10 protein-coding genes are annotated in these 11,854 nt (G+C 71.9%); 5 read left to right on the forward strand and 5 right to left on the reverse strand.

Translation table 11 applies throughout. From position 1 onward, the window contains the following. Positions 1 to 87 precede the first annotated feature (87 nt). A complete protein-coding gene (locus WN71_RS21490) occupies positions 88 to 636 on the forward strand; it encodes a DinB family protein (RefSeq protein WP_046589074.1) in 549 nt (182 codons plus the stop codon). Positions 637 to 644: 8 nt separating this feature from the next. Here the strand turns inward: WN71_RS21490 and gad are convergent, their stop codons facing one another. Both gad and WN71_RS21500 read right to left on the reverse strand, forming a co-directional pair. Next, complete coding sequence (gene gad, locus WN71_RS21495) at positions 645 to 2,057, reverse strand: glutamate decarboxylase (protein ID WP_046589072.1); 1,413 nt, start codon at positions 2,055 to 2,057, stop codon at positions 645 to 647. 311 nt (positions 2,058 to 2,368) lie between these two features. Next, a complete protein-coding gene (locus WN71_RS21500) occupies positions 2,369 to 3,655 on the reverse strand; it encodes an ion channel protein (RefSeq protein ID WP_046589070.1) in 1,287 nt (428 codons plus the stop codon). A 118-nt stretch (positions 3,656 to 3,773) separates the two neighbouring features. On the opposite strand from WN71_RS21500, the gene WN71_RS21505 reads away from it, so the two are divergent. Further along, a complete protein-coding gene (locus WN71_RS21505; protein ID WP_046589068.1) occupies positions 3,774 to 4,535 on the forward strand; it encodes a MerR family transcriptional regulator in 762 nt (253 codons plus the stop codon). Between the two features lie 69 nt (positions 4,536 to 4,604). Here the strand turns inward: WN71_RS21505 and WN71_RS21510 are convergent, their stop codons facing one another. Continuing rightward, entirely contained in the window at positions 4,605 to 4,970 is a 366-nt protein-coding gene (locus WN71_RS21510; RefSeq protein ID WP_046589066.1) for a YbjQ family protein, read from the reverse strand. A gap of 138 nt (positions 4,971 to 5,108) precedes the next feature. On the opposite strand from WN71_RS21510, the gene WN71_RS21515 reads away from it, so the two are divergent. Next, complete coding sequence (locus WN71_RS21515) at positions 5,109 to 6,287, forward strand: DedA family protein (protein WP_046589064.1); 1,179 nt, start codon at positions 5,109 to 5,111, stop codon at positions 6,285 to 6,287. Between the two features lie 43 nt (positions 6,288 to 6,330). Here the strand turns inward: WN71_RS21515 and WN71_RS21520 are convergent, their stop codons facing one another. Together WN71_RS21520 and WN71_RS21525 are read right to left on the reverse strand one after the other, a co-directional pair. After that, positions 6,331 to 7,974, reverse strand: a complete 1,644-nt coding sequence (locus WN71_RS21520; RefSeq protein WP_046589062.1) for a threonine/serine exporter family protein — start codon at positions 7,972 to 7,974, stop codon at positions 6,331 to 6,333. Between the two features lie 187 nt (positions 7,975 to 8,161). Next, positions 8,162 to 8,653: an inorganic diphosphatase gene (locus WN71_RS21525; protein ID WP_046589060.1), complete on the reverse strand. Its 492-nt coding sequence runs from the start codon at positions 8,651 to 8,653 to the stop codon at positions 8,162 to 8,164. A gap of 79 nt (positions 8,654 to 8,732) precedes the next feature. On the opposite strand from WN71_RS21525, the gene dacB reads away from it, so the two are divergent. Next, complete coding sequence (dacB, locus tag WN71_RS21530; protein WP_079178007.1) at positions 8,733 to 10,385, forward strand: D-alanyl-D-alanine carboxypeptidase/D-alanyl-D-alanine endopeptidase; 1,653 nt, start codon at positions 8,733 to 8,735, stop codon at positions 10,383 to 10,385. 318 nt (positions 10,386 to 10,703) lie between these two features. Further along, a complete protein-coding gene (locus WN71_RS21535; RefSeq protein ID WP_046589057.1) occupies positions 10,704 to 11,828 on the forward strand; it encodes a zinc-dependent metalloprotease in 1,125 nt (374 codons plus the stop codon). Positions 11,829 to 11,854: the final 26 nt, after the last annotated feature.

Genomic DNA, 11,854 nt, shown 5'->3' on the forward strand with positions numbered 1-11,854 from the left:
GGACAGAATCTGTCCTCAATGGCCCGTAGCTTCGTCGGTACCGGACGGGGACGAGCCCCGGCCGGGAACCGACGAAAGGCGGCTGCCATGGTCATGCACGTACCTGCCGAGGCCCCGGGCGACGAGCGCGGTGCCCTTCTGTCCTTCATCGCCGAGCAGCGCGGCGGCATCCGGCGGGCGGTGCTCGGCCTCACGGACGAGCAGGCCTCGTCCCGGCCCACCGCCGGTGAGCTGTCCCTGGCCGGCCTGGTCAAGCATGTCGCCGAGGTCGAGCAGAGCTGGCTGGCCCGGGCCCGCCAGGAGCCGCCCGCGGTCCAGCGCGACCAGTCCAACTGGCACGAGACCTTCCAGCTGATCGGTGACGAGACCCTCCAGTCGCAGCTCGCCCACTGGGAGAAGATCGCCGCCGAGACGGAGGCGTTCATCCGCTCCGTCCCCAGTCTCGACGACACCTTCCCGCTGCCCGATCAGCCCTGGTTCCCGCCGGAGGGCCGGGTCTCGATGCGCTGGCTCTGTCTGCACCTGATCCGCGAGACGGCCCGGCACGCCGGCCACGCCGACATCATCCGCGAGTCGATCGACGGCAAGACCGCCTTCGAACTCGTGGCGCTGGAGCAGGGCACCTCCTGGGGGTGAGGCCGGGCTCAGTGGTGGAAGCTGGTCGCCACCGCCGCGTCCTGGCTCAGCGGATGGGCCTGCTTGCGCAGCTCCGGCAGGAGGCGGGTCAGATCGTCGACGAACATGTCGGCCAGGTCGGACGAGAAGCCGTTGCGGCACACCACCCGGACCACCGAGAGGTCCTCGCGGTTGGCCGGGAAGGTGTACGCCGGTACCAGCCAGCCGTTCTCCCGCAGCCGCCGGGAGACGTCGAAGACGTCGTACCGCGTGACGTCCGGGCCCGTGGTGAAGGCGAACACCGGCAGTTCGTCGCCACGGGTCAGCAGCCGGAAGTCGCCCAGGGCCTCGATCCGGTCGGCGAGGCTCATGGCCACGTCCCGGGTGGACTGCTGGACCGCCCGGTAGCCCTCACGGCCCAGCCGGAGGAAGGTGTAGTACTGCGCGACGACCTGCGCGCCCGGCCGGGAGAAGTTGAGGGCGAAGGTCGGCATGTCGCCGCCCAGGTAGTTGACGCGGAAGACGAGCTCCTCCGGCAGGGACTCCTTGTCCCGCCACAGCGCCCAGCCGACACCCGGGTACACCAGGCCGTACTTGTGGCCCGAGGTGTTGATGGAGGCGACCCGCGGCAGCCGGAAGTCCCACACCAGGTCCTCGTCGACGAACGGGGCGACCATCGCGCCGGAGGCGCCGTCCACGTGCACCGGGATGTCCAGGCCGGTCCGCTCCTGAAGGGCGTCCAGCGCGGCGCACAGATCCGCGATCGGCTCGTAGGACCCGTCGAAGGTGGAGCCCAGGATGCCGACCACGCCGATGGTGTTCTCGTCGCACATCGCGGCCGCGGCCCGCGGGTCCAGGTGGTAGCGGTCGCCCTCCATGGGGACCTGGCGGGCCTCCACCTCCCAGAAGTTGCAGAACTTGTCCCAGCAGACCTGGACGTTGACCCCCATCACCAGGTTCGGCCGGACCGTACGGCCGGGGTAGCGGTCCGCGTTGCGCTGCGCCCAGCGCCGCTTCAGCGCCATCCCGGCGAGCATGCACGCCTCGCTGGAGCCCGTCGTCGAACATCCCACGGCCGCCGACGGGTCCGGCGCGTTCCACAGGTCGGCGAGCATCGCCACGCAGCGGCGCTCCAGTTCCGCCGTGCGCGGGTACTCGTCCTTGTCGATCATGTTCTTGTCGCGGCACTCCGCCATCAGCACCCCGGCCTCGGGCTCCATCCACGTGGTGACGAACGTGGCGAGGTTCAGCCGGGAGTTGCCGTCGAGCATCAGCTCGTCGTGCACGATCTGTGCCGCCGTCATCGGGGGCAGGGGCGAGTCCGGCAACCGGTGCTTGGGCGGCGCCTCGATCATGCCGGCCACCGGGTTGGCCTCCCCGATGAAGGGATTCACGGCCATCGGGCGTTCGTCGGGCTTCTTGTCGCCCTTGTGCAGCGGCATGGAAACTCCCCTGGGTGGGTGTGCTGTGGATGGATCGCGCGGTCGGGTCCTGCTGCCTCGGTCTTGTCTTGCTCTCGCCTGCTCTCGCCTGTACTTGTTCTGCTCTTGTTCTGTTCTCTTCGGCTCTCGCCTGTTCTCTTCGGCTCTCGTTGGCTCTCGTCCGTTCCCGTCCTGGGCCCGTTACCTCCTCATCGGATCGGCACGGCCGAGCGGTTCACGGATCGCCGCTTTTTCTTCCCCGCCGTCGAACCCAGGCGAGGCCGTCGTCGCACCGCCGTCCGGGCCGGTCGTCGTACCGCCGTCCCCGCGGGTCATCGCACCGCCGTCCCGTCCGGCCGCAGCTGCATCTGCGGCCGCCCGGTCACCAGCAGCCAGGCCGGCAGGGAGGCGATGCACAGCAGGGCCAGGATGCTGGTCGACGACACCAGCACCGCGGCCGTGAAGAGGCTGATCCAGCCCTGCCGGGTGATCGCCAGCAGCACGCCCAGGACACCCGCGCTCACCGCGACGGCGGGCGGGACGTCGGGGACCAGGGCGTGGGCGCACAGGCCGAGGGCGGTCCCCACGAACACCGAGGGGAAGATCCGGCCGCCCCGGAAGCCGCTCGACGCGGCGATCAGCAGCGCCGCCAGCTTGACCACCGCCATCGTGGCGAACTGCCCGGCCGACCAGCCGTCGGGGTCGTGGGCCAGCACCCCGACCTCGTGCAGCCCCTTGAACAGGGTCAGATGCCCGCCCACCGCCGCCAGCCCCCCGAGCACGACGCCGCCGAGCGGGAGCATCAGCAGGGGATGGCGCAGCCGCTGGAAGGCCCGGTGTACATAGGGGAAGGCGTACACCGCGCACAGGCCGAGCAGCGCGCCCGCCGCCGCGATGACGACGGCCGCGAGCAGGTTGCGGCCGTCGGGCTGGTCGACGGGCGGCAGGTGCAGGTCGAAGCTGGGATGGGCCACCAGCGTGGTGGTCGTGGCGCCGACCGCGGCGGCGGCCAGCGGCGCGAAGAGGTTGTCCCACAGCAGCCCCCTGGTCTTCCGCCCGGCCAGCGCCTCGGAGATGACCAGGGCCGCCGCCACCGGGGTGCCGAACAGCGCACCGATCGTGGCCGCCTCCGCCAGCGCCGCCCACAGGTTGTCGGGTACCCGGGGGATGAACCGGCCGCCCAGCCAGATCGCGACCCCGACGTTCACGGCGATGATCGGGTTCTCCGGTCCGAGGCTCGGCCCGCCGGCCAGCATCAGGCAGGTCGCCAGCACCAGCCCCGGCAGCACCGTGGGCGGCAGCGCGGGCGCGTCCAGCCCGAGGGTGGCGGGGTCGGGGCCCGCATGGCCCGGCACCTTCCACACCACGAGCCCGACCGCGACGCCGGTCGCCGTGAGCATGATGAGCATCCACAGGTCCGAGTAGGCGCCGATCCCGAGTGCCTGCGGCAGGACGTTCCACAGCACGTGCTGGAGTTCCTCGGCCGCCTTGCTCACGCCCACGAACAGCAGGCTCGCGACCACGCCCACCACGACCGAGGGCAGGATCAGCGGCAGCAGGATCCGGGCGGGCGTCGCCGGGGAGGTCGTCGGCGCCTGCGGCGCGGTGTCCTGAGCCACGGGCTCACGATAAGCGGGCAAAAGGTACGGAACATCCCGGGAGGGGCCGGACGAACCGGCTTGCACCTCACGCAGCGGGAGGCGGCAGCGTGGACGCATACCGAGAAAGGAGGCGGAAGTGAGCTACTCCGTGGGTCAGGTCGCCGGGTTCGCCGGGATCACGGTGCGTGCGCTGCACCACTACGACGCCATCGGCCTGCTGGTCCCGAGCGAGCGCAGCCACGCGGGCCACCGGCGCTACGCCGAGGCCGATCTCGACCGGCTCCAGCAGATCCTCTTCTACAGAGAGCTCGGCTTCCCCCTCGAAGAGGTCGCCGTCCTGCTCGACGACCCGGACGCGGACCCGCGCGCGCATCTGCGCCGCCGGCACGAACTGCTGTCCGCCCGGATCGAACAGCTCAGGAAGATGGCGGCGGCCGTGGAGCACGCCATGGAGGCACGCAGGATGGGCATCAACCTCACGCCCGAGGAACGGTTCGAGGTCTTCGGGGACAAGGACCCGGGACAGTACGACGAGGAGGCCGAGCAGCGCTGGGGCGGCACGCGGGAGTACGCCGAGTCGCAGCGCAGGGTCGCCCGCTACACGAAAGAGGACTGGCGGCGCATCCAGGCCGAGGTCACGGACTGGACGGAGCGCTACGGCGCCCTCATGGCGGCGGACGAGCCGCCCGCGGGCGAGGCGGCCATGGACCTGGCGGAGGAGCACCGGCGGCACATCAGCACGTACTACTACGAGTGCTCGTACGAGATGCACCGCCGCCTCGGCGACACGTACGTCGCCGACGAGCGCTTCAAGGCGTTCTACGACTCCACGCGCGCGGGTCTGGCCGAGCACCTCAAGGAGGCGATCGCCGCCAACGCGACCCGGCACGGCGGGTGAGCGGCGCGGGCGCACACGAGGCGATCGGTGCGCCCGCGTGCCGGACGCCGTGGTCCGCGCGGTGCGCGCTCACTCCTCCGCGAGGACGACCGCGGTGCCGTAGGCGCACACCTCGGTGCCGACGTCCGCGGCCTCCGACACGTCGAAGCGGAACGCGAGCACCGCGTTCGCCCCACGCGCGCGTGCCTGCTCCACGAGACGTTCCATGGCCTGGTTGCGGGTCTGCACCAGGGTCTTGGTGAGGCCCTTGAGCTCACCGCCGATCATCGACTTCAGGCCCGCCCCGATCTGGCTGCCGAGATGCCGGGAACGCACGGTCAGCCCGAAGACCTCGCCGATCACGCTCTGCACGCGGCGGCCGGGCACGTCGTTGGTGGTGACGACCAGGACGTCCGGGTGGGGGCCCTGGCCGCCGCCGTAATCATCGATGCTCATGGCTCACAGCTTTGTCCCAGCGAAGGCACAGTGCATCCTGGGAGCAGCCCTGGAACCTGCTCCTGTGGCGCCGCGTTGTAGCTTTGGGCGGTCCTTCCGCCGCACCGATCGCCCTCACCCCTCAGGAGCCCGGAACTCGTGACTACCACCCTCGCCCTAGGCCCCGAGTGGATTACGCCGGACTATCTGATCTCGACCTTCGGCCTGATCGGCATCCTGGTGATCGTCTTCGCCGAGTCGGGCCTGTTCGCCTTCCTTCCGGGTGACTCGCTGCTGTTCACGGCGGGCCTGCTGGTGGCCGACGGCAAGTGGATCCATCAGCCCCTGTGGCTGGTGTGCACCCTGATCGTGGCCGCGGCCGTCCTCGGTGACCAGGTCGGCTTCCTGATCGGCAAGTTCTTCGGGCCGAAACTCTTCAACCGCCCGAACTCCAAGCTGTTCAAGAAGGAGAACCTCGACAAGGCGCACGAGTTCGTCGAGAACTACGGCCCCAAGGCGATCGTCCTGGCCCGCTTCGTGCCGATCGTGCGCACCTTCGCGCCGATCATCGCGGGCGCCGGCCGCATGAAGTACCGCACGTTCCTGACGTACAACGTGGTCGGGGGCGCCCTGTGGGGCACCATCGTGACCGTCGCGGGCTACTTCCTCGGCCAGATCACCGTCATCAAGAACAACGTCGAGGCCATCCTGGTCCTGATCGTCGTCATCTCGCTCGTCCCGGTGATCATCGAGTACATGAAGGCCCGCAAGGAGGGCCGCGAGGCCTCCCAGGAGAGCGACGGCCAGGACGCCGAGGCCCACGGGCACGGGCAGGACCCGTTCCCGCCGCACCAGCCGCTCATGGACGACGCCACCACGCGCCTGCGCCCCGTCCCGGCGGCGGACCAGCCGTACGGCCACCAGGGCCACCGGAGCCACCAGGGCCACCAAGGTCACCAGGGATACGACGAGCAGCCGTACGACCAGCAGGGTCACCGGCAGCAGGGTCACCACCAGCAGGGGCACCAGCAGGGCTACGACCACCGGAACCACGCGCACCAGGGATACGGCCAGGACGGATACGCCCAGGACGGTTACGCCCAGCAGAACCAGCAGGCGTACGGCCGTCAGGACCCCGACCCGCAGGACTACGCCCGGCAGCTCGACCAGGCCTACGCCCAGCAGCCCCAGCCCCAGCAGCACCAGCCGTACGCCCAGCAGCAGCCGTACCAGCAGCAGCCGCATCCGCAGCACCAGCAGCAGCCGCAGCAACCGTACGGCGCCCGCCAGGGACACCCGCAGCAGAACGGCCAGTACCCCTACGACGAGGGCTACTGAGCCGTCCCGCGCGCCCGCCCGCGACAGCGGGCCGGGCGGGCGCTCAGAAGCCCCTGGTCCGCTTGGCGGCCCGCCGCCCCGCCGCGCGCCCGGCTCCCGGGACGCGCAGGAACAGCCGCGAGATCTCCGAGCCGAGGTTCACGCCGATGGCGATCGCCATGGCCAGCGCCGCGGCCTTGGACAGCGACACCAGCCCCTTGTCGATGTCGTTCTGGGCGATCGCCAGCAGCCCGAAGTAGGTCGCGGAGCCAGGCAGCAGCGGTCCGATCGCGGCCGTCGTGTACGGCAGCGCCGACGCGAACCGGTAGCGCGAGAGCAGCTGTCCGAACAGGCCCACCAGGCCGGCCGCCACGGCGGTGGAGGCGACCGGTGAGAAGTTGCCGGCGTAGTGCATGGCGCCGTACACCGACCACGCGACACCGCCGTTGAGGGTCACCGCCACCACGGTGGATCGTTCCTGCTGGAGCAGGACGGCGAAGGTCAGCGACAGCAGCATCGACGCGCCGATCTGCCACAGCGGCCGCTCGCTGCTGCCCAGCGCCACGTCGGGGTTGAGCTGGGCGCCCACATACACGCCGAAGTACAGCACCACGAGCACGCCGACGACGATGCCGACGAACAGGTACATGACCTCCAGCAGGCGCGCGGACGCGGTGATGTAGAAACCGGTGAGGCCGTCCTGCACACCCGCGACCAGCGCCCGCCCCGGCAGCAGCGCGAACAGCCCACCGGTGATCACCGCGGACGCCTTCACGTCCACGTCGGCGAGGGTGAGCGCGATCCCTATCACCGCGGGCGGCATCGCGGCCACCGTGAACTGGTAGAACTCCGGCAGCCCGCGCCCCGCGCACAGCCAGGCCAGCCGGTCGCCGAGCATCGCGCCGAGCGCGGCGGCGACGAACACCACCGGGTCGCCGCCGACGAGCACGGAGGCGGCGCCGGCGAGCAGCCCGGCGGCCGCGGTGAGCACCCAGGTGGGGTACGGGTGCCGGTTGCGCCGGATCTCCACCAGGCGCCGGTAGGCCTCCTCCAGGGAGACGTGGGTCTCCGGGTCGCTCAGATCGGCGACGAGGGCGTAGACGGCCGCCAGGCGCGTGTAGTCGGTGCCCCGGCGGCGGACCGTGCGGGACGCGGAGACCGGGTCGTCGACCAGCGAGGGCTGGTGGGAGATCGCCAGCAGCGTGAAGGTGACGTTCGGCTCGCAGCGGTCCAGGCCGTAGGAGCGGCACACCGACAGCATCGCCGCCTCGACGTCCTCGGCGCCCTCGCCGCCCGCCAGCAGCAACTCTCCGATGCGCAGCGTCAGGTCGAGCACGCGCGGGACGGCCGGACCGCCCTCCTCGGCCTTCTGCACCGGTTCGGGCGCGGGCCGGTCGGTCACCGGCATGCGCAGCATGGTGCGCATCCGGTCCTGCCAGGGCGCGTCCTTGGTCAGGCTGACCAGGGGCATCCCGGTCGCCGGGGTGAAGGCGGGCGGGGCCTGTCCGCTGTTGTAGGTGCTCGGCAGGCTGAACGCCGACCCCTCGGGCTCACCGGCCGCCGCCGGGGCCTCCAGGCCCCGCGGGAGGGCGAACTCCGACGTCGTCTCGGACTCGCTCGGCCCCTTGGGGACGTCCAGCCCCTCGGGGAGGGCGAACTCCGACGTCGCCTCGTCCGACTGCGGCTTGCGGTCCTCCGCCTCCGTCACTGCGAAAACGCTCCCTGGAACGACACCTTCCGTGAGCATCAGTATGCGCATCCGTACCCCGGGCCGGGCGAACGGGCCACCCGTAGCGCGCGCGGACGCGAGAACGGGCCGCACGCGTGCGCGTGCGGCCCGTTCTCGGGAGTTCCGGGGCGAGGGACCTCGCGGGGGAGGCGTGCCCCTGGAGGGCTCAGTGGCCGCCCGTCTCCTTGAAGCGCTTGTACGACCGCTCGATCTCGATCTCGGCGTCGACGCGGCCGACCCAGTTGGCGCCCTCGACGGACTTGCCGGGCTCCAGGTCCTTGTAGACCTCGAAGAAGTGCTGGATCTCCAGGCGGTCGAACTCCGACACGTGGTGGATGTCGCGCAGGTGCTCCACGCGCGGGTCCGTCGCCGGGACGCACAGCAGCTTGTCGTCGCCGCCGGCCTCGTCCGTCATGCGGAACATGCCGATCGCGCGGCACTTGATGAGGCAGCCCGGGAAGGTCGGCTCGTCAAGGATGACCAGCGCGTCCAGCGGGTCGCCGTCCTCGCCGAGGGTGTTCTCGACGAATCCGTAGTCGGTCGGGTAGGCGGTCGAGGTGAAGAGTCGACGGTCGAGGCGGATCCGACCGGTCTCGTGGTCCACCTCGTACTTGTTCCGCGAACCCTTCGGGATCTCGATCGTGACGTCGAACTCCACCGGTGGCTCCTCCATGATCAGCACATAGTTCTGGTGATTAAGTGTCCCTCACGCAGGTGGGTGATCGCGAAAGGGGCTGGTGGTCGTGCCAGAGCTGAGGCCTTGGCGAGCCGCGAGACCGCACGTGGTGCGGGCCGCGAACGCCGTACGACCGCGTCTGGCGAAGGCCGCGGACGTCGTACGACCGCGCCTCGGACGTGCCACGGCAGCCGTGCGACCGCGGGTCGCGCGGCTGGCGAAGGCCGTGAAACCGCAGGTCGCGCGGGTCACGCGGCCCAGGCCCGGCAAGACCTGGCAGTACACCGCGGGCGCCGCAGGCGCCGGACTGGCGCTGGCCTTCGTCGTGGTGAACGCCGCCGGCCCCTGGGATGCCACCGGTCAGCGTACGGCCGAGCGGGACTGGGCGGCCGCCCGGGAACGGACGGGTGGCGCAGATCACGGAGACGGGGCCGCGACGGCCTCCAGGCCCCGGACGCCGAAGCCCGCGCCGAGCGCGGCGACCGTCCTCGCCGGCCTGGGCGGCGAGGACGGCACCACGAAGGCCGCCGGATCCGCCGCCGGGGCACCGACCTCCCAGGCGCTCACAAACGTCCTGCGCCCGCTCCTCGGCGACTCGGCGCTCGGCGCCGGCCACGCCGCCGCCGTCGTCGACGTGGCGACCGGGAAGCGGCTCTACGGCAGCGGCGCGGACGACGCCCTCACCCCCGCCTCCACCACCAAGATCGCCACTGCGGTCGCCGCGCTGTCCGCGCTGGGCGCCGACCACCGCTTCACCACGCGCGCCGCCCTCGAACCCGACACCCAGGAACTCGTCCTGGTCGGCGGCGGCGACCCCACCCTCACCGCCCGCGCCAAGAGCGACGGCTGGGCCAGCCTGCGCACCCTCGCCGCCGACACCGCGAGCGCCCTGAAGAAGCGCGGCGTGCACAAGGTGACGCTGTCGTACGACACCACCCTGTACGCGGGCCCCGAGGTCCATCCCATCGGCGTCAACCCCAACCTCGCGCCGGTGAGCGCCCTGACGGCCGACGAGGGCCGCACCGACGACTCGGTCAGCGGACCGGTGACCCGGGTGAGCGACCCGGCCGCCGACGCGGCGCGGAAGTTCGCCGGCTTCCTCGCCTCCCACGGCGTCACGACGACCTCCCCCGGTCCCTCCAAGGCCACCGGCCGCGCCACCACCCTCGCCACGGTCTCCTCGCCCCCGCTGTCCACCGTCGTCGAGCGGATGCTCACCAACAGCGACAACGACATCGCCGAGGCGCTCGCCCGCCAGACCGCCGTCGCCACCGGCGAACGCGCCTCGTTCGAGGGCGGGGCCACCGCGATCGCCGCCCAGCTGAAGAAGCTCGGACTCCCGCTCCAGGGCGCCCGGTTCAACGACGGCAGCGGGCTCAACCGCAACGACCGGCTCACCGCCGACCTCCTCACCGCGCTGCTCGTCAAGGCCGGCGCCGCCGACCACCCCGAACTCCGCCCGGTCCTCACCGGCCTGCCCGTCGCCGGCTTCACCGGCACCCTGAGCAGCCGTTACACCGACGGCGCCGCGGGTGTCGTACGCGCCAAGACGGGCACCCTGACCGGCGTGAACACGCTGGCGGGCACGGTCGTCGACCAGGACGGGCGGCTGCTGGCCTTCGCCTTCCTGGCGTCCGGCACCACCGACCCGGCGGCGGCGCAGTCCGCCCTGGACCGGACGGCGACGGCGCTCGCGGGGTGCGGCTGCCACTGAGCCGACGCCTGGTCAGCGGCCACCCCCTGCGCCCACCCCCTGCGCACGCCCCTGCCCACCCGCCTCTGCTCAGCGGCCTCCGCCCACCGGCTCCTGGCTCGCGGCTTCGTCCCTGGCCTGCGGTCCCGGCTGTCCCGCTCCCCGGCCCGCGGGTCCCGGCTGTCCCGCTCGCCGGCCTCCGGCTCCCGGCTGCCGCCCTCACCGGACTCGGCGCCGCCCGAAGGCCCCCGCAGCCCCGTCCGTCACCCGCGGCACGCCGTCGGAGGCACCCGCCTCCGCGGCCTGCCCCAAGCGGCGGCGCTCACGTACCGTTGACGCATGACGAGCATCGGTGGTGCGGAGATGGTCGACTGGAATCTCGCGGTGGCGACCGCGACCCGACTCCTGCGGCCGGGCCCCGAGGTGAGCCGCGACGAGGCCCGCGCCGTCGTCGCCGAGCTGCGCCGGCACGCCAAGGCATCCGAGGAACACGTCCGCGGCTTCACCGGAATGGGCACCGAGGAGACCCACGACACGCCCGTCCTCGTCGTCGACCGACCCGGCTGGGTCCGGGCCAACGTCGCCGGGTTCCGGGAGATCCTCAAGCCCCTCCTCGACAAGATGCAGGAACGCCGCGGCAGCAGCACCGGCGGTGCCGTCCTCGGCGCCGTCGGCGGCAAGGTCACCGGCGTCGAACTGGGCATGCTGCTGTCCTTCCTGGCCTCCCGCGTCCTCGGCCAGTACGAGACCTTCGCCCCCGCCACCCGCGACCTGCCCGCGGGCGCGAACGGCGCCGGACGGCTGCTTCTCGTCGCGCCCAACATCGTCCACGTCGAGCGCGAACTCGACGTCCAGCCCCACGACTTCCGGCTCTGGGTGTGCCTCCACGAGGAGACCCACCGCACCCAGTTCACCGCCGTGCCCTGGCTGCGCGCCCACCTGGAGGGCGAAATCCAGTCGTTCCTCGGGGAGACCGACGTCGACCCCATGACCGTCCTGGAACGCATGAGGGAGGCCGCCCAGTCGCTCGCCGGCGGCCGCCCCGAGGGCGAGGAGGACGACGGCGGCCGCTCCTTCGTGGAGATCGTGCAGACCCCCGTCCAGCGCGAGATCCTCGGCCGGCTCACCGCCGTCATGTCGCTCCTGGAGGGCCACGCCGACTACGTCATGGACGGAGTCGGCCCCCAGGTCGTGCCGAGCGTCTCCGAGATCCGCGAGAAGTTCCAGCAGCGCCGCGCCAAGGGCGCCTCCCGCCTCGACATGGCGCTGCGCAAGCTCCTCGGCCTCGACGCCAAGCTCCGGCAGTACCGCGACGGCGAACGCTTCGTGCGCGCCGTCGTGGAGGAGGTCGGCATGGACGGCTTCAACCGCGTGTGGACCTCGCCCAACACCCTCCCGACCAAGTCGGAGATCGCCAAACCGGCGGACTGGGTCGCGCGGGTGCACCGCAGGGCCGAGCCGTGACACCCGTCCGAGCGGCGTGAATCGGA

The sequence above is a fragment of the Streptomyces mangrovisoli genome, from assembly GCF_000974985.2.
Lineage (GTDB): Bacteria > Actinomycetota > Actinomycetes > Streptomycetales > Streptomycetaceae > Streptomyces > Streptomyces mangrovisoli.